The organism is Hyalangium minutum (genome assembly GCF_000737315.1).
Classification (GTDB): domain Bacteria; phylum Myxococcota; class Myxococcia; order Myxococcales; family Myxococcaceae; genus Hyalangium; species Hyalangium minutum.
Genome location: NZ_JMCB01000001.1, coordinates 733,556 through 758,415, shown reverse-complemented (window position 1 = coordinate 758,415; position 24,860 = coordinate 733,556). Strand labels below are relative to the sequence as shown.

General features: G+C 68.0%; 17 protein-coding genes and 1 pseudogene. 12 read left to right on the top strand and 6 right to left on the bottom strand.

Annotation, left to right across the window (positions count from 1 at the left end; all coding sequences use genetic code 11):
- From DB31_RS02815 to DB31_RS02780, 9 genes and pseudogenes are all read left to right on the top strand, one after another.
- The gene (locus DB31_RS02815; protein ID WP_044181527.1) at window positions 1-1,821 is read left to right on the top strand and encodes a methyl-accepting chemotaxis protein; all 1,821 of its coding nucleotides are present in this window, start codon (window positions 1-3) and stop codon (window positions 1,819-1,821) included.
- Window positions 1,818-4,322 (top strand): hybrid sensor histidine kinase/response regulator, encoded by a 2,505-nt coding sequence (locus DB31_RS02810; protein WP_044181524.1) that lies wholly within the window; start codon window positions 1,818-1,820, stop codon window positions 4,320-4,322. Before DB31_RS02815 ends, DB31_RS02810 begins: the two co-directional genes overlap by 4 nt.
- Window positions 4,323-4,391: 69 nt before the next feature.
- Window positions 4,392-5,450: a chemotaxis-specific protein-glutamate methyltransferase CheB gene (gene cheB, locus DB31_RS02805; RefSeq protein WP_044181522.1), complete on the top strand. Its 1,059-nt coding sequence runs from the start codon at window positions 4,392-4,394 to the stop codon at window positions 5,448-5,450.
- Between the two features lie 5 nt (window positions 5,451-5,455).
- Window positions 5,456-7,231 carry a CheR family methyltransferase gene (locus tag DB31_RS02800; protein ID WP_044182293.1) on the top strand — a complete coding sequence of 592 codons (1,776 nt, stop codon included), beginning with the start codon at window positions 5,456-5,458 and terminating at the stop codon, window positions 7,229-7,231.
- Between the two features lie 73 nt (window positions 7,232-7,304).
- Entirely contained in the window at window positions 7,305-8,189 is an 885-nt protein-coding gene (locus DB31_RS02795) for a tol-pal system YbgF family protein (RefSeq protein WP_157231760.1), read from the top strand.
- A complete protein-coding gene (locus DB31_RS51165) occupies window positions 8,186-8,317 on the top strand; it encodes a hypothetical protein (protein WP_276203600.1) in 132 nt (43 codons plus the stop codon). The genes DB31_RS02795 and DB31_RS51165 overlap by 4 nt, the downstream gene beginning before the upstream one ends.
- A 66-nt stretch (window positions 8,318-8,383) precedes the next feature.
- Window positions 8,384-9,301 (top strand): metallophosphoesterase family protein, encoded by a 918-nt coding sequence (locus DB31_RS02790; protein ID WP_044182291.1) that lies wholly within the window; start codon window positions 8,384-8,386, stop codon window positions 9,299-9,301.
- A gap of 108 nt (window positions 9,302-9,409) precedes the next feature.
- Window positions 9,410-9,625: pseudogene (rpmE, locus tag DB31_RS50250) on the top strand (50S ribosomal protein L31); the annotation flags it as partial.
- Between the two features lie 288 nt (window positions 9,626-9,913).
- On the top strand, window positions 9,914-10,777 hold the full coding sequence (locus DB31_RS02780; RefSeq protein ID WP_044181516.1) for a DNA-methyltransferase: 864 nt from the start codon (window positions 9,914-9,916) through the stop codon (window positions 10,775-10,777).
- A 60-nt stretch (window positions 10,778-10,837) separates the two neighbouring features.
- Here DB31_RS02780 and DB31_RS02775 read toward each other — a convergent pair whose 3' ends face one another.
- Both DB31_RS02775 and DB31_RS02770 read right to left on the bottom strand, forming a co-directional pair.
- Window positions 10,838-11,329 (bottom strand): ABA4-like family protein, encoded by a 492-nt coding sequence (locus DB31_RS02775; RefSeq protein ID WP_044181514.1) that lies wholly within the window; start codon window positions 11,327-11,329, stop codon window positions 10,838-10,840.
- Window positions 11,330-11,671: 342 nt separating this feature from the next.
- The gene (locus DB31_RS02770) at window positions 11,672-13,426 is read right to left on the bottom strand and encodes a M1 family metallopeptidase (protein WP_044181511.1); all 1,755 of its coding nucleotides are present in this window, start codon (window positions 13,424-13,426) and stop codon (window positions 11,672-11,674) included.
- A gap of 113 nt (window positions 13,427-13,539) precedes the next feature.
- On the opposite strand from DB31_RS02770, the gene DB31_RS02765 reads away from it, so the two are divergent.
- Together DB31_RS02765 and DB31_RS02760 are read left to right on the top strand one after the other, a co-directional pair.
- Window positions 13,540-15,939, top strand: coding sequence for a 3-hydroxyacyl-CoA dehydrogenase/enoyl-CoA hydratase family protein (locus DB31_RS02765; RefSeq protein WP_044181509.1), 2,400 nt, complete (start codon window positions 13,540-13,542; stop codon window positions 15,937-15,939).
- 85 nt (window positions 15,940-16,024) lie between these two features.
- Window positions 16,025-17,197: a thiolase family protein gene (locus DB31_RS02760; protein WP_044181507.1), complete on the top strand. Its 1,173-nt coding sequence runs from the start codon at window positions 16,025-16,027 to the stop codon at window positions 17,195-17,197.
- A gap of 68 nt (window positions 17,198-17,265) precedes the next feature.
- Here DB31_RS02760 and DB31_RS02755 read toward each other — a convergent pair whose 3' ends face one another.
- From DB31_RS02755 to DB31_RS02740, 4 genes are all read right to left on the bottom strand, one after another.
- Window positions 17,266-17,817: a cysteine hydrolase family protein gene (locus tag DB31_RS02755; protein ID WP_044181506.1), complete on the bottom strand. Its 552-nt coding sequence runs from the start codon at window positions 17,815-17,817 to the stop codon at window positions 17,266-17,268.
- A gap of 106 nt (window positions 17,818-17,923) precedes the next feature.
- Complete coding sequence (locus DB31_RS02750) at window positions 17,924-18,394, bottom strand: SMI1/KNR4 family protein (protein ID WP_044181504.1); 471 nt, start codon at window positions 18,392-18,394, stop codon at window positions 17,924-17,926.
- 256 nt (window positions 18,395-18,650) lie between these two features.
- On the bottom strand, window positions 18,651-20,900 hold the full coding sequence (locus tag DB31_RS02745) for a fused MFS/spermidine synthase (RefSeq protein ID WP_044181502.1): 2,250 nt from the start codon (window positions 20,898-20,900) through the stop codon (window positions 18,651-18,653).
- Window positions 20,897-23,641, bottom strand: coding sequence for a fused MFS/spermidine synthase (locus tag DB31_RS02740; RefSeq protein WP_044181500.1), 2,745 nt, complete (start codon window positions 23,639-23,641; stop codon window positions 20,897-20,899). Before DB31_RS02740 ends, DB31_RS02745 begins: the two co-directional genes overlap by 4 nt.
- Window positions 23,642-23,786: 145 nt before the next feature.
- On the opposite strand from DB31_RS02740, the gene DB31_RS02735 reads away from it, so the two are divergent.
- Entirely contained in the window at window positions 23,787-24,860 is a 1,074-nt protein-coding gene (locus DB31_RS02735; protein WP_044181496.1) for an NAD(P)H-dependent flavin oxidoreductase, read from the top strand.

Below are 24,860 nucleotides of genomic sequence, written 5' to 3'. Positions count from 1 at the left end.
ATGAGCACGAGCGGCACTTCCCGGCGCGCCTCGTTCAGCCGGCACCTTGCGGTCCCCGTCCCCGTGGGCAACCTCATCGGGGCGGGGCTGGCCTCCTACTACGCCGCGCTCACGCTGAAGGACCAGCTGGACGGCTCCTTCGCCTGGGTGATGTGGGCTGGCGTGCTGGCTTGTGCGGCCGCCTCGGTTGCGGGCGGCGCGATGTTGATGAGGAGCGTCCGGGTGTTGCGCGGCCTGGAGCGTGGCGATGTGGCCCCCACCCCGGAGAACCTGTCCCTGGCTGCGGTGGAGGCCACCCGCGCCGCGGACACGACGTTCGTCAAGTCGCTGGCCATGTGGCTGCTCAGCACGTCGGTGCTGGGCGTTGTGTTGGCCACGGGGAGCCATGCCGGCTGGCGGTTGGGCTTGAGCGCGGCCGGTCTGGGGTTCCTCTTTGGCCCCATCACCGCGCTGCTCGTCCATTGCATGGTCACCCTGAGGGCCCGCCAGGTGGTGCTGTGGCTGAGCGAGCTCGGGTTGAGCCACTCGCAGCTCATCGCCGCGCTGCCCCGGCGTGCGCAGATCCGCGTGCGGCTGGTGCTCTTCACCGCCATCGCCGTGGTGACGCCCGCGCTGCTCACCTCCAACCTCGCCTCCTCGCTGGCGGAGCGCACCTATGCGGAGGTGCTGGCCACGCCCCAGGAGGAGCAGTTGGTGCGGGTGAAGGAGCTGCGCGAGGAAGCCCTCATCTATGGCGGGGCGCTGTGCTTGCTCGTGTTCGGGCTGGCGCTCACCACCGCGTACCTGGGCGGTACGCTGGTGGGACGTCCCATCCGCCAGCTCGCCGAGGAGGCGCGGCGCATCGCGGACGGCAACCTGGCCTCGCCCCGGCTGATCCCCGCCGAGGATGAGGTGTGGGCCGTCTCAGCGGCCTTCGCGATGATGCGGGCGCACCTGGCGGACGTGCTCTCGCAGCTTCAGCGCGCGGGCGCGCAGATCAGCGCCACCACGGAGGAGATCCTCAGCACCTCGGGCCGCTACGAGGCGGGCGCCGCCGAGCAGGCCAGCTCGCTGGATGAGACGAGCGCCACCACGGAAGAACTGGCGCGGAGCGCGCGGCAGATCGCGGAGAACGCGGGCTCGGTGGCGGAGATCGCCCAGCGCACGCTCGCGGCGGCCCAGGGCGGGCAGGGCAGCGCCGAGGCCTTCCTGGCCTCCATGAGCCGCATGCGCAACGACAACCAGGCCATCGCCTCGGCGGTGACCCGGCTCAACAAGCGCGTGCAGCAGATCGGCAAGATCGTCGAGTTCATCAACGGCGTGGCCGACAAGTCGGACCTGCTGGCGCTCAACGCCGAGCTGGAGGGCACCAAGGCGGGCGAGGTGGGCCGGGGCTTCTCGCTGGTGGCCGCGGAGATGCGCCGCCTCGCGGAGAACGTGCTGGAGTCCACCAAGGAGATCGAAGGCCTCATCGAGGAGGTGCGCGAGGCCTCGCGTGCCGCGGTAGCGGCCACGGAGGGCGGCGTGCGCGCCACGGACACGGGCACCTCGCTGGCGCAGCAGGTCTCCGAGTCCCTCAAGCAGATCCTCGATCTGGCCGGCCAGACGTCGGACGCGGTGCGCTCCATCTCGCTGGCCACCCAGCAGCAGCAGACCGGTACCGATCAGCTCGCGGACACCATGGCGGACATCCTCCGCATCACCCAGCAGAGCCTGAACGCCACCAAGCAGGTGAGCACGGCCAACGGTGATCTGCTGGTGCTCGCGCTGGATCTTCGCAACGTGGTGGAGCGCTTCCAGATCAACCTCAGCCAGGTGCCGCCCCCGAGGAGTGACGGGTGACACCGCGGGATCGTCTGCTCAAGCAGTTCCGCGACCTGGTCGGGGTGCGCCTGGAGCGCATCAACCGCGCCATCGTGGAGCTGGATTCCGGAGGCAACGTGGAGACGGGGCGCAAGGCGCTTCGCGAGCTCCACGGCCTCAAGGGCGAGGCCCGGATGATGGGCTTCGACAGCATCAACGTGCTCGTCCACGAGATGGAGGAGCTCGTCAAATCCAGTGAGCCTGTTTCCTACTCGATGTCCCATGACTCCGCTGACGCGCTCCTCAAGTCCGCGGACGCGGTGATGATCCTCTCCGGCCTGGTGGCGTCCGACGATGCCCCCGAGGTGGAGAAGCTCGTGACGTGGCTGCGGGAGCGCACCAAGAGCGAGCAGTCCCAGCATGGGAGCTCCGTTCCCGACCCGGTGGTCCTCCCCGCGGTTCCGAAGCCGGCCTCCACCCCGGCGCAAACTCCCGCTCCGGGAACGGCCTCCGCGGCTTCGCAGCACGCCTCGCCGCCCTCCGCGCCGAGCCAGCCGGTGCCCGCCCCCCGCTTCTTCACGCCGATTCCCTTGCCCACCGCGGCGCTCCAGGGCGCTGCGTCCGGAGCCACTGGGGCGGGTTCGGCATCCAGGGCCGGTAACCCCGGGGCGACTCCCTCGGGAGGCACGGCGTCTGTGTCGCCGGGCGGCCAGTCTCAGCCAATGCGCCCGCTGGCCCCGAACCTGTCGCCCCAGGCGCCGGTCCGGTCCGGGCCTCCGCTCAGCGGTCCCGGCGCGGCCGCTTCCTCTGCCGCGCAGGGCCCTTCCGTTCAGCCCGCGAGGCCGGAGCCGCGCGCGGACAGGTCGGTTCGTATCGATGTCTCCAGCCTGGATCTGCTCACCAGTGCCGCCACCAACCTCACGCAGGTGGCGCGGCGGCGGGAGCTGGCCAATGGCCGCCGCCTCGGGCTGGCCCGGGAGCTGGCGCAGCTGGCCCGCGAGGCCGAGGACCTGGGCCCGGCGGGCTCGGCGTTCGCAGCGAAGCTGAACAAGGCCAAGGACCTGGCCGCGGCGCTGCACCGCGAGGCCAAGCTGCTCGCCAACGAGGAGCTGAGGGACCTGGGGCAGGTGGTGGAGGAGGTGCAGCGGGTCCGCATGCTGCCGCTGTCGGTCCTCTTCGAGCCCTACCCCCGGGTGGTGCGCGATCTGGCCCGCGAGCTGGGCAAGGAAGTGGATCTGGTGATGGACGGCGAGGACACCCGCGCCGACCGCGCCGTGGTGGAGGCCCTGCGCGAGCCGCTCCTGCACCTCATCCGCAACGCGCTGGATCACGGCCTGGAGAGCCGGGTGGACCGCGTGGCTGCGGGCAAGCGCCCCAAGGGCTGCCTCACGCTGCGCGCCTCGCGCGAGGGTAACCGCATCGTCCTCCGGGTAGAGGATGACGGCGTGGGCCTGGACACGGCCATGCTGCGCAAGGTGGCGGTGCGCCGGGGCTTCCTGGATGAGATGACCGCCACGTCGCTCACCGAGGGCCAGGCGAGAGACCTCATCTTCCTCTCCGGCTTCTCCTCGCGCGAGGTGGCCACGCACATCTCCGGCCGCGGCGTGGGGCTGGACGCCGTGCGCAGCGCGGTGCAGCTGCTGGGCGGAGATGTGGGCGTCGAGTCCGCGCCCGGCTGGGGCACCATCTTCGAGATTCGCGTCCCCGTGTCCCTCACGGTGGCGCCGCTGCTCTTCGTGAAGGCGGGGGACGAGACGCTGGCGCTGAGCGCCACCCATGTCTCCCGGGCCGTGAAGCTGGACCTGTCGGCCATGACGGAGCTGGCCGGGCGGCCGGCGCTGAACGTGGACGGCCGGGTGCTGCCCTTCTGCCACCTCTCGAGCCTGCTGGGGCTGGCCCCCGAGCGGCCTCCCACGGATGGCACGCTGGTGCTCGTGGTCCGCAGCCAGGGCGCCACCGCCGCGCTGGCCGTGGAGCGCGTGCTGGAGGAGCGTGTCCAGGCGATCCTTCCCCTGAGAGGCCTGCTGGGCCGGTTCGGGCACCTCAGCGGTGCCACCACCCTGGCGGACGGCCGGTTGGCCATGGTGCTCGCCGCCGCCTACCTCACCGCAGGTGCCTATGGCTCCCTGACGGCCCGTCTGCCCCGCACCTCCGAGCGGGCCCAGGAGGTCCACCGCCGCCGCATCATGGTCGTGGATGACTCACCCCTCACCCGCGAGCTCATCGCCGCGCTCCTGGAGGCGGTCGGGTATGACACCATCTCCGCCGCGGACGGCGCCGAGGCCATCCACCTGCTCTCCACCACCCAGGTGGACCTGGTCGTCACTGACTTGGAGATGCCCGGCCTGGACGGACTGGAGCTCACCCGCCAGATCAAGGGCCATGACACCCTTAACCGACTCCCAGTCATTATTCTCACTACCCGTGGAGGGGAGGAAGACCGGAAGAAGGGGTTGGCGGTGGGGGCGGACGGTTACATCACCAAGGGAGATTTGGTGCGCCAGGATCTGGTGGATGTCGTGAAGCGCTTGTTGGGGTAAAGGCCGCCCTAAGGACACCGGGAGCCATTGGGTATACTCCTGAGGGCGCGCACGGGGTATGCACAGGTAATGGGCAAGAAAGTGTCGGTGCTGGTGGTCGATGACTCGCTCATCTGCCGACAGCTCATCTGCGAAGCACTGGGGCAGGACCCGGATCTCCAGGTCGTCGCCACGTGCGCTGATGGCAAGGAGGCGGTGGCTCGCGTCAAGGAGCTGCGCCCGAACGTCATCACCATGGATGTGGACATGCCGGTGATGGATGGGCTCACGGCCGTGGAGCACATCATGGCCGAGTGCCCCACGCCCATCCTGGTGCTGACCGCGGACCCGCGCAGCCAGGCTCCGGAGCTGACGTGCCGCGCGCTGGAGCTCGGCGCGCTGGGCCTGCGCGTGAAGCCGTCCATCGACGATGGGCTCGAGGCGTGGAACCTGGCCAAGGAGCTGAAGCTGCTGTCCTCGGTGCGCGTCATCCGCCACCTGCGAGGGCCCAAGCGGATTACACCGGCCTTCAAGCCGGAGACCCTGCCCTCGGTCCTTCCGGCCAGCGTGGGCATGGTGGCAGTGGGCGCGTCCACGGGGGGGCCACAGATCCTCCAGCGGATGATCTCCGAGCTGCCCGCGGACTTCCCGGCGCCCATCGCCATCGTCCAGCACATCAACGCCGCGTTCGCCGAGTCGCTGGCGGGGTGGCTGGCCAACTCCTCGAAGCTGAAGGTTCGACTGGCGCAGGACGGCGAGCTGCTGATGCCGGGGCACGTGCTGATTGCTCCGCCCGGCATGCACATGGTGATTCCGTTCCGAGGGCGCGTGGCGCTCAAGCCGGGCGTGGAGCGGGACGGGCACATGCCGTCGGCCACGGTGCTGCTGGAGAGCGTGGCCAAGGCGTACGGGCGGCGAGCGCTGGGCGTCATCCTCACCGGCATGGGCGAGGACGGGGCGGCGGGCATGCTCGCCATCAAGCAGGCCGGCGGTGTCACCGTGGCTCAGAACGAGGAGTCCTGTGTGGTGTTCGGCATGCCCGGGGCGGCCGTGGAGCGCAACGCGGTGGATCACCTGGTCCATGGGGACGAGGTGGCCACGTCGCTGGTGCGGCTGACGCGGGGTGAACCTCTCGCCCAGGGGCGGTGACCGGCTTGGCGCCTCCCCGCTCCACATTGCTCGTCCAGGCCTATATCGCGGCCCGGACGGGCATGGCCTTGAGCGGGGCACAGCGGCGCAGACTGGATGAGCGGCTGACGGTGCTGCAGGGCTCACTCTCCGAGCAACAGTACCTGCTCCACCTGCAGTCGCCCTCGGGCGCGGCGGATCTCTCCACGCTCATCTCCGTGGTGGCCGTCCACAAGACGGACCTGTTCCGGGACGAGGTGCAGCTGCAGGACTTCCGCGCTCACGTGCTGGAGCCGCTGGTCTCGAAGTCACTGGGGCGGCCTCTGCGCGTGTGGAGCGCGGGTTGCGCCACGGGCGAGGAGGTGGCCACGCTGCTCATCATGCTCGACGAGGCGCGGGCGGATCAGGGCAGCACCGTGCTGGGCACGGACATCTCCGAGGCGGCGCTCAACCGGGCGCGGACGCTGAGCTTCCCCGGGGAGCAGGTGCGGAGGCTGCCGGGCTCGCTGCGCGAGCGCTACTTCATGCCGGATGGCTCGCGCGCCATCCTGATACCGGAGCTGCGCGAGCGGGCGATCTTCCAGCACCACAACCTGATGGAGACGCCATACCCCACCCCATCCGGAGGAGGGGGCGAGGGCTTCGACGTCATCTTCTGCCGCAACGTCCTCATCTACTTCACCCCCGAGGCCTTCGAGCGGGTGGTGAGCGCGCTGGCCGAGCGGCTCGCGCCAGGGGGCACGCTGATTCTGTCGGCCGCGGAGCCGCTGCTGCACGCCCCGCCGAGCCTGCGCATCATCCGCAGCCAGCACGCCTTCTTCTATGTCCGCACGCCGGACATGAGCGCGTCTCAGGGCTTCCGCACGGCGGGGATGGGACTGCTCCCCCATGAGCTGCCGGTCTCGGGGCTGGAGCGCCGGCGGGAGACGGTGCCGATGACAGGGGGCCTGCCGCAGATTCCTCCGCCAGACTGGGCCCGTGAGGCGGGGACGCCCTCCGGGACACCGCCAGCGCCCGGCTCGGAGCCGCGGAAAGAGTCCGGGCGATTTGCCGCGGTGGGCGGCTCGGAGACGCGGCGGGACTCAGGCCGGTTGGCCTCGGTGGGAGGCGGCTCGGAGCTGAGGCGAGACTCGGGCCGGTTCCCTTCGGTGGGAGGAGGCTCGGAGCCGCAGTCGCGAGACTCGGGCCGGTTCCCCTCGGTGGGCAGCACCGAGCCCCAGCGAGACTCGGGCCGGTTCCCCTCGGTGGGAGGCGGCTCGGAGCTGAGGCGAGACTCGGGCCGGTACCCCTCGGTGGGAGGTGGTTCGGAGCCACGACCGCGAGATTCGGGCCGGTACCCCTCGGTGGGAGGCAGCACGGAGCTGAGGCGAGACTCGGGCCGGTTTCCCTCGGTGGGCGCTGCTCCGGCGCAGGGGGGAAGCCCCTCCTCCGGGCAGTTCCCCACCGTGAAGCCCTCGGAGTCGCAGGAGCGCCAGGAGGAGCAGCCCCTCTTCGCCGAGGCCGACAGCCTCTTCACCCAGGTGCTCGAAGGGGTGGCGGAGTCGGACTCGCAGACCGAGGACTACCTGCGGCGCTGCCTGGCGCTGGATCCGGACCTCTCCGCCGCGCGCTACCTGCTGGCGATGCTGTTGGAACTGCGCGAGTCCTTCGCTGACGCGGCCGCCGAGTACCGCAAGGCGCTTCGTTCCCTGGAGGAGGGCCGCGCGAGACCCACGCCGTTCTTCCTCAACCATGCCCGGCTCCGGGTGGCCTGCGAGAAGGCCATCGCACGGATGGAGGGGGGCGGGGGACGGCCCCGCTGAAGGCTCGGTGGCCAACAGGGCGTGCGAGAAGGCTCGGACGCGCGAGGGATTTGGTCTTAAGATACGCCCCCTTATGAGACGGCTCGCATTGCTAGCCCTGCTCGCCCTCTCGGGCTGCTTCTATCCGGCCAGCCGGGGCCGCACGCTCGAGGCAAAGGTCGACAAGCTCAGCGCAGACAACGCGCGCATGGCCGAGGAACTGAAGCAGGCCCGCGCCCAGCTCGATGCCACGCTGCCGCGCATCGACGAGAAGGTCGCCGAGGTGACCCAGGCGCTGGAGAGCCTGGAGAAGGGCTCGCGGCGCAATACCGCGGACATCGGCATCCAGCTGCAGAAGACGGTGGAGGACCTGGCCAACCTGCGCGGGCAGGTGGAGACGTACCTCTACAAGATTGGCGAGCTGGAGGCGGGGCTCGGCAAGCTCCTGTCCGACGCGGAGAAGAAGCAGCTGGCCCAGCAGGGCGCGGACGCGCAGAAGGAGGCCGAGGCGAAGAAGCAGGCCGAGGCCCTCAAGCGCCCGGAGGACAAGAAGGAGTTCCTCGCGATGGCGCAGGAGAAGGCCAAGGCCGGGGAACTGGCCCTGGCGCGTCAGCTCTACTCAGAGTGGATGAAGAAGTGGGCCAAGGACCCGCTCATGGGCGAGGCGCACTTCGGGATGGGCGAGACGTACTACACGGAGAACAAGTGCCGCGAGGCGCTCTTCGAGTACGGCAAGGTCATCCAGGACTTCGCGAAGACGCCGTCGGCTCCGGAGGCGTACCTGCGCTCCTCGGACTGCTTCGGCAAGCTGAAGATGACGGAGGAGTCGCGGCTGGCGCTGGAGGAACTGGTGAAGGCCTTCCCCAAGTCGGACGCGGCGAAGACGGCGAAGACGAAGCTGGCGGAGCTGGACAAGGCGAAGAAGCCCGCGCCGAAACCCGCACCTGCTCCGGCGGCGCCGAAGAAGGGGAGCAAATGAGACTGCGACAGGTGGCTCTGGCCGCCCTCGCGCTGCTGCTGGTGCCTTTCGTGGCCGGCGCGGCGCCCAAGAAGCTGGCCCTGTTGTTCACGGGAGACAACGGGGGCGAAATCGCCCCCTGTGGTTGAATCCACAACCCGTCTGGCGGTCTGGCCAGACGAAAGATGATGATCGACCAGGAGCGGGGACGCGGGATGCCGCAGCTCGTCCTGGATGCGGGCAACGCGCTCTTCAAGTTCCCCACCAGCAGCGGGGAGGCGAACGAGAAGGCTCGCGCGGAGCTCATCCTGAAGCAGATGGACGCGCAGGGCACTTCGGCCATGGCCGTGGGCGCGCGCGACCTGACGCTCGGGCTGGACTTCCTCAAGGGCGCCGCGAAGGGCGCGAAGATGAAGGTCCTGTCCGTGAACCTCGTGGACAAGCAGGGCAAGGCGCCGTTCCCGGCCTCCACGGTGCTCACCGCTGGGGAGCTGAAGCTCGGCGTGGTGGGAGCCTCTCCCGAGGGCGTTCTGCCCGGGGCCGAGGGCAAGCCCGTCATTCCCGCCGTGCTGGCCGAGGCCAAGCGCCTGCGCGAGAAGGACAAGGTGGACGTGGTGGTGGTGCTCGCCGCGGTACCGTACGATCTCGCACGGCGGCTGGCCCAGCAGGGCGAGGGCGTGGACTTCGTGATCCAGTCCCACGAGGGCCGTCCCCCAGGCATTGCCGCCAAGGATGGCCTGGCCACGCTGATCCCGCCGGGAGAGCGGGGACGCCAGCTCGCTCGCCTGGAGCTGTCCGTGAATGGTCCGGGCGCCTTCGTGGACCTGGCCACGGCAGGACAGGCCGAGCAGAGCCTCAAGAACATCGAGGCCAACCTGTCTCGGGCCAAGGAGCGCCTGGCCACCACAAAGGATCCGGCCGCCAAGAAGGCACTCGAGGAGACGGTCGCTACCTTCGAGTCCAGGCGGGTAGCCTTGCAGAAGCAGGTGAAGGCGGGCGCAACGGGAACGGCCCGGACGCATCTACTCTCGTACCTGCAGCTGGGGACGGATGTACCCTCCGACCCTACCGTCCAGAAGCTGGTGGAAAAGCTGGAGCCCCCAGGAGGGGGGCATGACGGCCACGGCCACTAAGCGTGGGCGGGCTTGTGTAGCACCCGGCGCGCCGTTATAAGCGCCGGCCACCCCAATCGCCAGACCTCCTCCCAAGGGTGGGAGGGGCAAGGCGTAGGAGAAGTCACCATGAAGGCAGAGACTCACCCGGTCTATCCCCCCGCCCGCATCACCTGCGCGTGCGGCAATATCGTTGAGACGAAGTCCACGCGCGGCTCGTTCGCCGTGGAAATCTGCTCCAACTGCCACCCCTTCTTCACCGGCAAGTACAAGCTGCTCGACACGGCGGGCCGCGTCGACCGCTTCCGGAAGAAGTACGCCGCCACCAACGCCGCCAAGGAGAAGGAGGCTGCTGCCGCTGCCGCCGCTGCGGGTGGCGAGGGCGCTGCCGCCGCTCCGGCCGAGGGCGCTGGCAAGAAGGGCAAGAAGGGCGAGGCCAAGGCCTAGCTCTCTGTTGATCACAGCCTGATCAGTCCCCGTCGAGCAGGGTGACGGAGCGCTTCTTCGGAAGCTCTCCCGCCCTGCTCGCGGCGTTTCAGCGGTCAAGTTTTCAAGTGCTACAGATCGAAATTTGGACGTAGCACTCAAGTCGCCGCACATTGCGCCACGTTCAACGACGTTCACGGAGGCGAGATGTCCGCGGAAGCCACTGCCCTGAAGATTGCCGAGCGCTCCCTGGTTCCCTTTGCCAAGGGCGAGGCGTACCGGCTGTATCAGGGTGACAGCGTGGAGTTGATGAATCAGTTCCCGGAGCAGCAGTTCGATCTGATCTTCGCGGATCCGCCGTACTTCCTGTCCAACGGGGGCTTCACCTGCAAGAGCGGCAAGCGCGCCTCGGTGCAGAAGGGCGCGTGGGATGTGTCGCGCGGGGTGGAGGAGGACCACGCCTTCACGATGGAGTGGCTGAAGTCCTGCCAGCGCTTGCTCAAGCCCACCGGGACGATCTGGGTGAGCGGCACCCAGCACGTCATCTTCAACGTCGGCTTCGCGATGCAGAAGCTGGGCTACAAGCTGCTCAACACGGTGACCTGGTACAAGCCGAACGCCAGCCCGAACCTGTCGTGCCGGTACTTCACGCACTCCACCGAGCTGCTCATCTGGGCGTCGCCGAAGCAGACGAAGACGCTGCAGCACACGTTCAACTACGCGCGGATGAAGGCGGAGAACGGCGGCAAGCAGATGCGCGACGTGTGGAACCTGCCGCGCACGGGCGAGGAGGAGCTGACGGCGGATGGCTCCGGGCGCATGTGGACGCAGATTGCGCCGCGCCGCGAGGAGAAGGCCTTCGGCAGCCACCCGACGCAGAAGCCGGTGGCGCTGCTGGAGCGCATCATCGAGGCGAGCACGCCCGAGGACGCGGCCATCCTGGACCCGTTCAACGGCAGCGGCACCTCGGGAGTGGCCGCGCTGAAGCTGGGCCGCCGCTACACGGGCATCGACCTGGATCCGAAGTACCTGGAGCTCACGAAGAAGCGCCTGGACGCCGTCTCCCGCTGAGCCCAGGCACGCCGCGGGGTGGGGCGGACCCGCTTCGATCCGCCCCACGCGCAGTGCCGGTTACGCGGTCACCCGATCGCCCAGATGCTGCTGGGGAGCGGGGACCCGGCCCGAGGGGGCCTCTTCCTGGAAGGTGAGCGTCCTACGCAGGACGGCGCGCAGGATCAGGTACGCCAGGAAGCCCGTGGGGCCGAGCATGTTCGTCAGCACCAGGCAGGGGACAACCGCCAGGTGGGGAATGTTCCGCCGGATGGCATCCCGCACGAGCCACGCGCCGACGAATAGATCGAACGCGAGGTAGTGCGCCCAGCACGCCACCATGCCCCAGGGCTCATCGAACATGAGCATGGCGGCGCGGAGGCTCATGCCGCTGGTGCCCTCGGGGAAGTCCGCTTTGAGCACCGTGAGGAAGTGGATCAGCCCGAGGGCTGCGACGATCAGCACGGATTGGACGATCTTCTGCGTCCATTTCCAGCGGGGGGCGAACAGCAGCAGCAGCCAGAAGGGAAGAACACCCAGGTTGATGATCTGGAACGCGGTCTCTGGACTCATAAAAGGCTCTCCATCAGCTCGAAGGTTTCGGTCGGTGGATGGGCGAGCGTGAGCAGCAGCCGCCAGGCGGCAGGCCTGGGGTCCATGATCGCTCGCGGGGAGGATCCGCTTCGTCTCGCATGCGCACTCCGGAGGCCCTCACGGGAACCGGAGGGTCACGGGCGTGGCTGCTCGCTCGTCACGGCTCCGAGGAGCCGGGCCACCTGGGTGGTCCAGCTCGTTGGGAAGAGCCGCTGCAAGGAGCGGATGTGTCAGACGGAGGCGATCATGGTCGACGCGGGTGGCGCGTCGGGAGACACATTAACAACGGCCTTGAGCCGTGGCCAGGGGGAGGATGATCGCTCATGCCCGGCTGAGGATGCCCTCGATGCCCTGCTTCGCGATGGGGTGGTAGCGATCGGCGTACTTCTGGAAGATCTCCTTCGCCTTGCCCCGGTATTCCCTGGAGGAGTGGAGCGCGCTGTAGAGGGGCTTGAGGTACTTCATGCGCCCCACCTCGCCTAGGAACGTCTCCGTGCGCTCCAGCGCGGGCGGGTAGTGGGCCCGCAGCGCCGCCACCAGCCACGACACCAGCACCTCCGAGTTGGTGCTGTTCGTGAACCGGAACCGCTCGTCCAGCGCGCGGATGTTGTCGCGCGAGAAGTTCACCGGCAGCCACTCCAGGAAGAGCTGCCACTCGGTGGGCGTCCAGTCCTTCACCGCGTCCGGTGAGGGCACGGTGCCCTTGAGCCGCTGGATCTCCTCCAGCTTGCCCGAGCGCGCCGAGGGCGCCGCCGAGGGAATCCCCGGCTGGTGCAGGTACGCGTCCGCGCTCACCTTGGCCAGCACTCCGGGCAGCTCGCGCTCCGTGAAGGCCACCCAGTCCTCCGTGGTCAACGCCTGGAAGCGGAACGTGTCGATGTAGCGCTTCAGGTACCCATCGAAGGCCGGGCGCCCCACCGCCTGCTCCATGGCGCAGAGCATGAGGTAGCCCTTCTCGTAGGGCACCTGAGAGAAGACATCGTCCGGATCAATGCCCGCCAGGTGGGTGCGCAGCACCGTGTGCTGCGGGTGCGCCTTGAAGTGCTCGATCGCCGTCTCCAGCGAGCGCCGACCCAACGCGGCGTGCAGCGTGGCCTCCTCCTGGCCCTCCAGCGCCTCGAGGATGCGCCGCTCGGCGAACACCGTGAAGCTCTCGTTGAGCCAGAAGTGCTCGGCGGAGGCGTTGGTCACCAGGTTGCCCGTCCACGAGTGCGCCAGCTCGTGCGCCACCACATTCACCAGGCTCTTGTCCCCGGCCAGCAGCGTGGGCGTGAGGAACGTCAGCCGCGGGTTCTCCATGCCGCCGTACGGGAACGAGGGAGGCATGGTGAGCAAGTCGAACCGCTCCCAGTCATACGGCCCGAAGAGGGACTCGGCCATGCGCAGCATGGCGTCCACGTCCTCGAACTCGGAGGCGGCGGCCTCCAGCAGCTCGGGCTCGGCCCACACGCGCGAGCGCGGACCCAGCTCCTTGGCCGCCAGGCTCCCCACCGCGAACGCCAGCAGGTACGGCGGAATCGGCTGGGGCATCTCGTAGTGCTCCACCGCCTCCACGCTGGGCTCCTCGCGGCGCACGAAGCCCGCTGCCATCACCGCCTTGAGCGCCTTGGGAATCGTCAGCGCCGCCTTGTAGCGGATGCGGATGCGCGGGGTGTCCTGCAGGGGAATCACGGAACGGGCGTGGATGGCCTGGCACTGGCTGAAGAGGAACGGGTGCTGGCCCCCCGCCGTCTGCGAGGGCGTCAGCCACTGGAGCGCGCTGGCCTGGGGCGAGGTGCGATAGCGCACCGTCAGCTGGCGCAGGCCTTTCGGGAGCTGAATCCGCAGCCGGCTGCCCAGGATGGGCTCCGGGGGGGCCAGGTGGAACGGCAGGGGTTTTCCCTGATCGTCCACCACTGCACGGATGTCGAGTTCCCGGGTGTCCAGGTCCAACGGACCGGCGGACGGCTCCTTGAGGGTGAGGGTGACCTCCGCGTGCAGCCTGCGCGTCCGGAAGTCCACTCGGGCCTTCCAGTCAAGGGATTCGGTCTCGGGCTGCGTGCTGTCGTTGTACGAGTGGGGATCGAGGCGGGGCATGGCCAGGGGGTTGTAGTCGCAAGGGGCACCCCCTGGCGAGACAGTCAGATTGACTTTCGGGTCAATCGACGACATTTGTGCAGTCCCCTCATCCCAATAAGGGAGCTTTTTTGATGACGACGCGGATCCGCAAAGTGGCAGTCCTGGGCGCTGGCGTGATGGGCAGTGGTATTGCCGCGCACCTGGCCAATTCGGGCGTGCGCGCGCTCCTGCTGGACATCGTCCCCCCCAAGGCGGCACCGGGCGAGGACACCTCCTCCAAGGCCTTCCGCAACAAGTTCGTGCTGGGCGCCCTGGCCAACATGCGCAAGCAGCGCCCCAGCCCCATCGTCTCCGAGCAGGTGTTCACCGCCATCGAGGTGGGCAACTTCGAGGATGACATGGCCCGCATCGCCGAGTGCGACTGGGTCATCGAGGTGGTGAAGGAGGACATGGCCGTCAAGCAGGCCCTGTTCGCCAAGGTGGAGCAGCACGCGCGCAAGGGCGCCATCATCAGCTCCAACACCTCGGGTCTCTCCATCGCGGGGATGCTCCAGGGGCGCGGTGAGGACTTCCGCAAGAACTTCCTGGTGACGCACTTCTTCAACCCCGTGCGCTACATGAAGCTGCTGGAGCTGGTGGCCGGCAAGGAGACGGATCCCGAGGTGGTGCGCACCATCCACCGCTTTGGCGAGGAGGTGCTCGGCAAGGGCATCGTCTACGGCAAGGACACCACGAACTTCATCGCCAACCGCATCGGCGTGTACGGGATGATGCGGACCATCTCCGCCATGCGCGAGGCGGAGATGACGGTGGAGGAGGTGGACAAGATCTTTGGCCCCGCCATGGGCCGCCCCAAGTCTGCCGTGTTCCGCACTGCGGACATCGTCGGCTTGGACACCTTCATCCACGTGGCGAAGAACTGTTACGACACGCTCGCCCACGATGAGCGCCGTGACACGTTCGCCACCCCGGACTTCCTCCAGAAGATGGTGGAGAAGGGGATGCTGGGCGACAAGAGCGGCTCGGGCTTCTACAAGAAGGCCAAGGGCGGCGGCGGGGACGGCGAGAAGGAGATCCTCGCGCTGGACCTGAACACGCTCGAGTACCGGAAGCAGAACAAGGTCCGCTACGAGTCGCTGGGCGCGGCCAAGGAAGTGGAGGATGTGCGCGAGCGCGTCGCCACGGTGATGAAGGGCCAGGACAAGGCCGCCAAGTTCGCCGAGCGCGTCACTCTGGACGTGCTGGCGTACTCCAGCCGCCGGATTCCGGAGATCGCCGACGACATCGTCAACGTCGACCGCGGCGTGCGCTGGGGCTTCGGCTGGGACCTGGGGCCCTTCGAGACGTGGGATGCGTACGGCGTGCGCGCGGGCGTGGCGCGGATGAAGGAGCTGGGCATCGAGCCGGCGCCCTGGGTGGAGCAGATGCTGGCGGCGGGCCGTGAGTCCTTCTACGGCGTGCAGGACGGCCGTGACACGTACTGGGACATCCCCAGCAAGTCGGTGAAGCCGGTGCAGGAGAACGCGCGCACCCAGCGCGTGGAGTACCTCAAGCGCGGCAACAAGAAGATCACCGGCAACGATAGCGCCTCGCTGTGGGACATGGGCGACGGCGTCACGCTGCTGGAGTTCCACTCGAAGATGAACTCCATCGATGACGCGATCATCGCGATGATGAACACGGCCCTGGACGAGACGGAGAAGAACCACCTGGGCCTGGTGATTGGCAACGACGGGTCGAACTTCTCGGCGGGCGCCAACATCATGGCGATGCTGATGGCGGCCAAGAGCGACGAGTTCGAGGCCATCCGGAAGATGGCGGCGGCGTTCCAGGCGGCCAATCAGCGCATGCGCTACAGCCCGGTGCCGGTGGTGTCGGCGCCCTTCAACCTCACCCTGGGCGGCGGCGCGGAGGCGGCGATGGGCGCCAATGCCATCCAGGCCTCGGCCGAGCTGTACATGGGCCTGGTGGAAGTGGGCGTGGGCCTCATCCCCGGCGGTGGCGGCACGATGCAGTTGATGCGCAACGTGTACGGCAACTACTCGACGGACAAGGACTTCGATCCGCTGCCGTTCCTCAAGAAGGTGTTCCTGTCGATCGGCACGGCGAAGGTGGCCACCAGCGCCGAGGAGGCCCGGGAGGCGGGCTTCCTGAAGGACAGCGACGGCATCAGCGCCAACCGGGACTTCCTGCTGGCGGACGCCAAGCAGCGGGTGCTGGGCATGGCGAAGTCGGGCTTCCGGGCACCTCGGCCCACCCGGTTCCGGCTGGCAGGCCCCAGCGGCGCGGCCACCATCGACATGATGCTGTACGACATGCAGCTCAACAACCAGATCTCCGCGCACGATCGGAAGATCGGCCAGAAGCTGGCTCGGGTGCTGACCGGTGGCGACACCAGCCCCACGGCGCTGGTGACCGAGGAGCAGCTGCTGGAGCTCGAGCTGGAGGCGTTCCTCAGCCTCACGGGCGAGGAGAAGACCCAGGATCGGCTCATGTTCATGCTGGAGAAGGGGAAGCCGCTGCGGAACTAGCAGGCGGGCTTTATCCAAGGATCCAGAGCGATTTTCCGATGAAGACTTTGACTGCCTGGACGCTGTCCAGGCGAGGAGACGCAAGATGGCCAGCCGAGTCGTGATTGCCAGCGCGGTGCGGACCCCGTTCACCCGCGCGCACAAGGGAGAGTTCAAGGACACGCGGCCGGACACGCTGGCCGCGCTCGTCATCAAGGAGGCGGTGGCCCGGGTGAAGGGCCTGAAGCCCGAGGACGTGGAGGACGTCATCCTCGGCTGCGCCATGCCGGAGGGCGAGCAGGGCATGAACGTGGCTCGCCAGGCGGCGCTGCTGGGCGGGCTGCCGGACACCGTTCCGGCGATGACGATCAACCGCTTCTGCTCGTCGGGCACGCAGTCGATTGCCCAGGCGGCGCAGGCCATTCAGGCGGGGATGATGCAGGTGGCGGTCGCCGGTGGCACCGAGTCCATGACGATGGTGCCCATGGGCGGCAACAAGGTGAGCGCCAACCCGGAGATCATGGCCAAGCACCCGGAGGTCTACACCTCCATGGGGGCGACGGCGGAGAACATCGCCAGCCGGTACAGCGTGAGCCGTGAGGACGCGGACAAGTTCGCGTACGAGTCCCAGCGCCGGGCGGCCACGGCCCGCGAGCAGGGGAAGTTCAAGGAGGAGATCCTCCCGGTCTCCACGACGGTGTACGACGACGCGGGTAAGCCCCAGCAGGTGACGGTGACGTTCGACACCATCCTGCGGCCGGACACGACGCTGGAGGGCCTGGCGAAGTTGAAGCCGGCGTTCAACGCGAAGGGCGTGGTGACGGCGGGCAACGCGTCGCCGCTGACGGACGGCGCTGCGGCGGCGGTGGTGATGAGCGAGGAGAAGGCGAAGGAGCTCGGGGTGAAGCCACTGGGCTACTTCATCGACTTCCAGGTGGCGGGCGTGCCGCCGGAGATCATGGGCGTGGGGCCCATCCCGGCGGTGAAGAAGCTGCTGGCGAAGAACAAGCTGAAGGTCGAGGACATCGACGTCTTCGAGCTGAACGAGGCCTTCGCCGCGCAGGCGCTGCACTGCATCCGCGAGCTGGGGATTTCCCTAGACAAGGTGAACCCGAACGGTGGCGCGATTGCGCTGGGCCACCCGCTGGGCGTGTCCGGTGCTCGCATGGTGGGCACCATCCTGTACGAGCTGAAGCGGCGGAACGGTCGCTACGGTGTGGTGACGATGTGCATCGGCGGCGGCATGGGCGCCGCGGCGCTGGTGGAGCTGGCGAAGTAGCCGCTCCCAAGCGACATGTGCTGACGTGAATTCGGCCTCTCCCTTCTTGAAAGGGAGAGGCCGTTTCTTTATCCGCGCCGCGAGAGGAGCTCGCTTGTGCTCTCCACCCGCGCGACCAGTGAGCCCAGGGCGGCCAGGAAGGCGTTGTGCACGGTGCGCCCGGGGATGATCTCGGCGCCCGAGCGCAGGTCTGGGGCTGCGCAGGCATCGGCGGCCACGTAGGTGTTGAAGCCCAGGTCTGCTGCCGCGCGGGTGGCGGCGTCCACGCACATGCTGGTCATCATCCCGCAGATGACGACATCGGTGACGTCTCGCTCGCGGAGCCACTGCTGCAGCGGCGTATCCTTGAACGAGTTGGCGTGGTGCTTGACGAGCAGACGCTCACCGGGGAGGGGCTGAACGTTCGGGTGGATCTCCGCGCCCTCCGTTCCGGCGACGAAGAACGGGGCATTGGGGGCCTGGAAGATGTGTTGGACGTGGATGAGCTCCTCTCCGTTCTTGCGGAAGCCCTCAAGCAATTCCCGGGCACGCAGGCTCGCGGCCTCGGTGCCAACGAGCTCCATCTTTCCTCCGGGGAAGTAGTCCTTCTGGATATCAATGACGAGCAACGCACGCTTCATTCGGTCCTCCTGGGGCTTCGGGCTGGCTTCTTTCTACCACCGTGAAGCATGAGGTGACGGCTACACCCCACGATGACTTCGAGCAGAGGCGCGCGGAGTGGGGGCCTCAGTGAGTCTTGGGCGAGAGTTCATCGGCGTGGAGCGATGAGAGGAACGACGTGAAGTCACCGGCGAGTGCGTAGAGATTTCGCTCATCAGGTGAGGCGTGGCCGTCCCAGTAGAAGACAGCCCCTGCGCGTTCCCCAGCCACGCACAGGCAGATCTTGTCTGTGCCCTCGGTGGTGGCGATCGGAATCAGGCCCACTGGGATGCGATCCTTGAAGACCTCAAGGTTCCAATCGAGGTTGCACGATTCGACCGGATCGTTCAGGCCAAAGAAGAGATGGATGCGGGCACGCGGGTTGCCCTCAAGGCCCGTGAGCGCCAACAGGTCCCTCTCCGGGCGTCCGCCGTTGGTCTTCAGCAGGAACTCCTCGTATGAGGCGGGGAGGGCAAGCCCATGCTGCTGCTCGAAGGAACGAAGGTCCTCAGGGGTGAGTGGAGGGCCCCCTTCGAATGTGCGCAGAGGAGTTGGCATTACTGGCCTCCCGAGAAGCCGCCGGTGTGCCCTGTCTTGGCGTGGATGTGGGCGAGCTTTGCTGGGAGGACACTGCCCTCGGGAGCATGGACCCTGGCCAGGAGTAAGAACTCCCACTTCGCGAGGAACTCACGGGTCCGGCACAGCCCAGAGTGATCAACACCAGCGCGACACCCAGGCCATTGAAGAGCTTCATCGGTTCATGCTCCTGCATGAAGCGGATGAAGGTCACACGTGGGTCCGTGCACGGCTTTGTTCAGTTATTCGAGTAGAAGAGGCCCAGCTGGCCCGGAAGCCGGCGGAACTCCAGTGCAGGCATGTCGTCGCTGTTGCGGAACGCAGGCGCCCGCGAGGACAGTTCCTTCAGCGTCTCGTCTCCCAGCAGCACCAGCCGCTCGAAGCCCATCAGCCCGTCCGGGATGCCAATCGTGTCGAACAGCGCCCGGCCTTCATTGTAGCGCTGCAGGAACAAGTCACGCTGGCGCGGCTCCAGCGGATCTGCCGAGGCAATCACCGTCAGCCCGTTCCCATACGACGGAATCGCCTTCACGTGCGGGAACACCTCGCGGATGCCGTGGTACAGCGTCGCCATGTCCGGCCCGAAGATGTGCTGCGCCATCACGCCCCCAGGCCCCAGCCGTGACTTCGTCAGCTCGTAGAACTCGTGGCTGAACAGGCTCGAGGAGCCCGGCAGGTACGGATCCGACACGTTGATCGAGATGATGTCGTAGCGCTCGGGCGTCGTCGCCAGGAAGTGCCGGCCGTCCGTGATGTGGATCTTCACCCGCGGGTTCGTGAAGTAGTCGTGGTTCCCAGGGCTGAACAGCTTCGCGTGCTCCACCAGCGCCGGGACGATCTCCACCGCCTCGATGGACTTCACCTCGTTCACCCGCGAGAACGCTCCCGCCGTGATGCCGTACCCCGAGCCGATGTTCAGCACCTTCTCCAGCTTCGGCGCGTACAAAATTGGCAGGAACGCCTGCGACTCCTGCACGTACTGCGTGCTCGGGTCCCCATATAGATAGACGAGGTCCGTCCGGTTGTTCAGCACCCGCAGCCGGCCCTCGTCCATCTGCACCACGCTGAAGATGCCGTGTGCGTCCTCGCTCCGGACCACCGCGCGCTCCGCATCCACCACCGGAGGCACTTGCAGGCTCTTCGGCGCGATGATCGCCAGGAAGCCCACCACCGCCACTCCGCCCAGCGCATGGTCCGAGAGCTTGAAGTGCGACCGGAACCCGTACGCCAGCCCCGCCAGCGCGATCAGCAGCAGCACCGAGTTGAACGCAATCAGCCCGTTGGAGCCGATCAGATTGATGAGTACGTACCCGCTCGCCAGCGAGCCCACGAGGCTCGCCAGCGTGTTCATCCCGTACACCAGTCCCACCCAGCTCGCCCCGTTCGTCACCCCCGCCGGCCGCGCCGCCAGCGTCAGAGGGAAGATCAGCCCGAGCGCCGTCGCCGGGAACACCACCATCAACAGGATGAAGAGGACCACGAGCCCCGGCTCTGTCGGCTGGAACGCCGACCGCTCCAGCAGCAGCGCCGCCGAGAAGGAGATCAACGTCAGCGAGCACGCGTACAACAGGATGCGCCACAGCGGCGTCGTCCCGCGCAGCATCGCGCTGCTCATGCGCGCCGCCTGCCCCATGAAGAGCAAGATGATCGACAGCGCGATGCTCGTCACGTAGATGCGGTTGCCGAAGCACAACGACAGGAAGCGCGTCCAGGTGATCTCACACGAGAGCGCCACGAACCCCGAGAAGATCGCCATCGCTAGCATCAGCGGACGGCTGAGCATGCGCCCCTCGGGAGTGCTCGCGGCGTCCGGTGGCGGCTGCTCCGCGGCGGGCTCTTGGGCCGGAGGGAAGAAGCGGTTGGCCGCCAGCGCCACCGTGAAGATGAGCGCATTGACCGCCGCGGCGAACGCCCCCGCCCGGATGCACCCGAAGTAATAGATGAGGACGAAGCTGGCGATGATGCTCCCCGTCGCCGCTCCGATGGTGTTCACGCCGTACAGCGCCGACACCTGCCGCCGGTCCGCCACGAGCTGGCTCAGCAGCGGCAGCGTCATCCCCATGAGCGCCGTGGGGATGCCAATCAGCGCCAGGCACACGCTGAACTGTGCCACCAGCCGTGACAGCAGTGGCGCCGTGGGCGAGCCCGACAGCGAGAGGTAGAAGTCTTGGTGGCTGAACAACGTCCAGGTGATGATCAGCGCGCTAATCCCCACCAGCAGCTCCACCGTGCCGTAGGCCGCCAGCGGACGCTCCGCCAGTTTCCCTCCGCCCTTGAGCAGCCTCGACATGATCAGGCTGCCCACCGCCAGCCCGAGCATGAACACGGTGACGACGCAGGCCATCGAGTAGATGGTGCTCCCGAGGATGATGCTGAAGCCTCGCAGCCAGATGATCTGGAAGATCAGCGACGTCATCCCTGTGCAGAACAGGAGCCCACACAGGAACCGGAAGCGAGCGCGGCTGAGGGTTGCGGGAGAGTCGTTCATGGCGTCTCGGTGGCGGCGAGCCGGGAGTAGGGCGCCAGCGCCCGGACCCGCTCGATGTACTTGTGAGCCTCTTCCTTGTCACCTCGCTGCAGCGCCAGGCGCGCGAGCGCCTCGGCCACCGCGAGATCCGACGGACTGTAGCGCAATGCCTCCTCCAGCAGCCCACGAACCTTCTCGGGCTCCATCGGAGGCTGCACCTTCGCCGCTAACCCCAGCACCTGTGCCATCCACACCGCCGAGGCGTGGTGGCGGGGGTACAGCTCCAGGGCCTGACGGAAGCCCTCGGTCAGCGTGGCCGCGTTCGCCAGCACCTCCGACGGAGGCCGCGCGCCGAACCGCTCCAGCGCTTCGACTCCCTGGAAGAAGCGCTGGTCCGCCTCGTGGATGCGCTCGACCTCGCTTCGAAGGGCCCCCAGCGACTCATCCGGCGTGGGACCGTCCTTCAGGTGCGCGAAGATCGCGCCCGGCGGGTAGGCGATGAGCTGGCGAACCGCCGCATCGATCTCCGCCGGAGTCTCCTGCGGCAAGAAGTCCAGCACCGGGTTCATGTCCCGGTTGATCATCGGCACGCGCGAGGCGATCTCGGACAGTTGTTCAGGCCCCGCTCGGAAGCTCGCGAAGAACAGCCCCGGCGAGTCCCAGCCGAAGGCCTGCAAGTCCTGCCGGGCCACCCGCTCGTACTTCTCGCGCCAAGCCGTCCAGTCGATGGAGGCCTCGTCCCGGAAGCCGACGATGAAGGCCTCCTGCGTGTTGAGCCCCAGCGGCAGCCACAGCAGGCTCTGTGGGAAGACCTTCTGGAAGGTCTTCAGGATGACCATGGCCTTGCTGATGCCCGCGTTGAGCGGCAGCCACACCAGCGCCACGCCCCCGGGACGCAGGTGCCGGCGCGCCTCGCGGAAGTGCTCCTCCGTGTAGAGCCGCAGGCTGCCCTCACTGGCGAGGATCATCGAGTCCGACATGATCACGTCGAACTGCTCCTCGCTCATCTTCAGGAAGTGCCGCCCGTCCATCACGTCCACGCGCACGTTGGGCTTGCGGCTCGCGTGCTCGTTGAGCGCCCCGAAGTACTCCTCGGCTACCGGGATCATGTGCTCGTCCAGCTCGACGAGCTGGAGCAGCTCCGGCTGGTACAGCAGCAAGGTCCGTGGGAGCTCGCCCACGCCGTAGCCAATCTCCAGCACCCGCTGCGGGTTCGGGTGCACGAGCATTGGCAGGTGCGCCTGGAGCTTCTGGGTCTGCCTCCGCGCGGGCACCGTCTCCCCGGACTGGAACGGACCGCCCAGGAGGACCCGATCGCCCTGGCCGTTCTCAGCTACCAGCACGGGCTGCAGGCTGCTCTCGCTCTCGGCGATCACCCGGAAGCCTGGGCGGAGGCTGACGTGCTCGTAGTACCGCGTGAGCCAGTCGGCGCTGAACCAGCCCCCCAGCCCCACCGCCGCGAGTGCCGCGACTGTGCCCACCCAGCGGGTGTTCAGCGGCCGCAGCGAGACGCCCGCCAGGGTGGCGGCAATGCCCAGGTTCAGCGCCGCGATGAGCAGCAGCGCGGCCGAGGTGCCGATGGTGGGGAAGAGGACGAAGCCCGTCAGGAACGAGCCCAGCACCGAGCCCGCCGTGTTGGCCGAGTAGATGTTGCCCACCGTCCGCCCGAGCAGCCGCATCGGCCCCGCGTACAGCTTGCCCGCCAGCGGGAAGAGGCCTCCCAGCAGCAGCGTCATCGCGAAGAGCAGCAGGAAGCCCACGGCGATGGTGAACGGCCGGTGCCCCCAGCCGCTGACCGCCGACAGCACCGGCAGGCTGAGGAGTCCCAGGAGCCCGAGCAGGGCCTCGAAGACGACGAACAGCTTGAGATCGCTCAGGCCTCGGGGGCTCCAGCGGCTGAACGCGACGCTGCCCAGGCTGATCCCCAGCAGGTACACGGAGAGGACGCAGGCGAAGGTCGTCAGCCGGCCCAACAGCAAGAAGTCGAGCAGCCGGAACCAGATGACCTCGTACGCCAGCGCGCAGAAGCCGGAGAGGGCGAAGGCAGGCAGGAGAATGCGGCCATCGAGGGTCTCCCGAGGTTCAGCGGTGGGAGGAGGGGAGGCGGACGGGGCCTCACTGCTGGAGACAGGCGCTGCGTTCTCACGGCGGGACAGGAGCAGGGCCGCCACGCCCGTGACCACGTTGAGCGCAAGCGCGAGGTGGTAGCCCGTCTCGTAGCCCAGCACCCACACCAGGCCGATCATCAGCACCGAGCCCGCCGCCGCTCCCAGTGTGTTGATGGAGTAGAGCTGGCCCAGCGCGGCCTTCAGGCCTTCATCCCGGTTCACCACGTAGCGGGCGAGCACGGGCAAGGTGCCCCCAATGAGGGTGGCGGAGAACGAGACGAAGACGAACGCAATCAGGAAGACGAGCCACTTGATCGTCGCCTGCGGCGCCCAGGCATAGAGGACCGAGTAGAGCGACTCGATGTGGTGGAAGGCATAGAACGCCACGAGCCCGCTGAACGCGACGCCCAGCTCCAGCAGCCCGTAGATGCGCAGCGGCCGGGTGGAACGGTCCGCCACTCGGCCCAACAGGTACGAGCCCAGCCCGAGCCCCAGCATGAACGCCGTGATGACGGCGGTGACGCTGTGCGTGGTGCCCCCGAGCAGGTACGTGAAGATCCGCGTCCAGAGGACCTCGAAGAGGATCCCGGAGAGGCCCGAGACGAAGAACAGACGCAGCACCCAGTTCTGGGCGGTGGGGGCGGGGGTGGCCATGTACGTCCGGCGAGGATGCCACAGGACCGGCCCCCTCTGCCCGGTTGCTTGGTGGGCATTCGATGGGGAGCATCAGAACAATTCGCTTCCTCGGAGCACGCCTCGGGCGCACCGTGACGGTGCCAAAACCGGGAGGAGACCTGTCATGGGTACCAGCGCGTGGCGCAGTCTCGCGGCGAAGCTCGGAGTGGAGCAGCCCCTCATCCAGGCGCCCATGGGAGGAGGCATCACCACTCCAGAACTGGTGGCAGCGGTGTCCAACGCGGGGGGGCTGGGGTCCATCGGCGCGTCCTACCTGGCTCCCGAGGACATCCTCCGGCAGGCCCAGGCCGTGCGGGCCCTCACGCAGCGGCCGTTCGCCATCAACCTGTTCTCCCCCGTGGGCCCTACGAAGAGCGTGGACCCGGCGCCCATGCTGGAGATCCTGGCCCGCTACCACGCGCAGCTCGGGTTGCCCGCGCCTCAGTCTCCGGCGACGGCGCTGCCGGACTTTCTCGGACAGGTCGAGGCCGTGCTCGCGAGCGCTCCGGCCGTCTTCAGCTTCACGTTCGGTATTCCATCGGCCTCCGTGCTCGAGTCGTTCAAGTCACGCGGAATCCTGGTGGCGGGCACGGCCACGAACGTCCAGGAGGCCCGGCAGCTCGAGGCCTCGGGAGTGGACGCCATCGTCGCTCAGGGCTCGGAAGCTGGAGGGCACCGGGGCACGTTCGCCGGGCCCTTCGAGTCAGGGCTGGTGGGGACGATGGCGCTTGTTCCCCAAGTGGTGGACGCCGTGAAGCTCCCGGTCATCGCGAGTGGCGGGATCATGGATGGCCGGGGCATCGCGGCTGCGCGCATGCTTGGCGCGAGCGGCGTGCAGCTGGGCACGGCCTTCATGACGTGCCGGGAGGCCGGCACCGCCGTAGCTCACAAGGCGGTGCTCCGGGGAGCCCGAGATGACTCCATGCGGATCACCCGCGCGTTCACGGGACGCCCGGGACGCATGATCGCCAACGAGTTCATCACCGCGCTCGAAGGCAGTGAGGCCGTGCTGCCGTTCCCGGCGCAGCACTACGCCACGATTGCCTTGAGGGGCGCCGCGGCCCGCCAGGGGGACACCCGGTTCATGGCGCTCTGGGCGGGCCAGGGGGCCGCGCTCTCGCGTGACGTGTCCGCCGCTGATCTGGTGAAGGCTCTGCTCTCCGAGACCGACACGGTCCTCCGCTCGGCGGTAGAGTGA

Bases quoted from the DNA above. Each gene is read 5' to 3' on its own strand.
- DB31_RS02735 (WP_044181496.1), top strand. From the start codon at position 23,787: ATGGGTACCAGCGCGTGGCGCAGTCTCGCGGCGAAGCTCGGAGTGGAG.
- DB31_RS02740 (WP_044181500.1), bottom strand. From the start codon at position 23,641: ATGGCCACCCCCGCCCCCACCGCCCAGAACTGGGTGCTGCGTCTGTTC.
- DB31_RS51165 (WP_276203600.1), top strand. From the start codon at position 8,186: ATGAGACTGCGACAGGTGGCTCTGGCCGCCCTCGCGCTGCTGCTGGTG.
- DB31_RS02760 (WP_044181507.1), top strand. From the start codon at position 16,025: ATGGCCAGCCGAGTCGTGATTGCCAGCGCGGTGCGGACCCCGTTCACC.
- DB31_RS02795 (WP_157231760.1), top strand. From the start codon at position 7,305: ATGAGACGGCTCGCATTGCTAGCCCTGCTCGCCCTCTCGGGCTGCTTC.
- cheB (WP_044181522.1), top strand. From the start codon at position 4,392: ATGGGCAAGAAAGTGTCGGTGCTGGTGGTCGATGACTCGCTCATCTGC.
- DB31_RS02755 (WP_044181506.1), bottom strand. From the start codon at position 17,817: ATGAAGCGTGCGTTGCTCGTCATTGATATCCAGAAGGACTACTTCCCC.
- DB31_RS02780 (WP_044181516.1), top strand. From the start codon at position 9,914: ATGTCCGCGGAAGCCACTGCCCTGAAGATTGCCGAGCGCTCCCTGGTT.
- DB31_RS02770 (WP_044181511.1), bottom strand. From the start codon at position 13,426: ATGCCCCGCCTCGATCCCCACTCGTACAACGACAGCACGCAGCCCGAG.
- DB31_RS02765 (WP_044181509.1), top strand. From the start codon at position 13,540: ATGACGACGCGGATCCGCAAAGTGGCAGTCCTGGGCGCTGGCGTGATG.
- DB31_RS02745 (WP_044181502.1), bottom strand. From the start codon at position 20,900: ATGAACGACTCTCCCGCAACCCTCAGCCGCGCTCGCTTCCGGTTCCTG.
- DB31_RS02815 (WP_044181527.1), top strand. From the start codon at position 1: ATGAGCACGAGCGGCACTTCCCGGCGCGCCTCGTTCAGCCGGCACCTT.
- DB31_RS02790 (WP_044182291.1), top strand. From the start codon at position 8,384: ATGCCGCAGCTCGTCCTGGATGCGGGCAACGCGCTCTTCAAGTTCCCC.
- DB31_RS02750 (WP_044181504.1), bottom strand. From the start codon at position 18,394: ATGCCAACTCCTCTGCGCACATTCGAAGGGGGCCCTCCACTCACCCCT.
- DB31_RS02775 (WP_044181514.1), bottom strand. From the start codon at position 11,329: ATGAGTCCAGAGACCGCGTTCCAGATCATCAACCTGGGTGTTCTTCCC.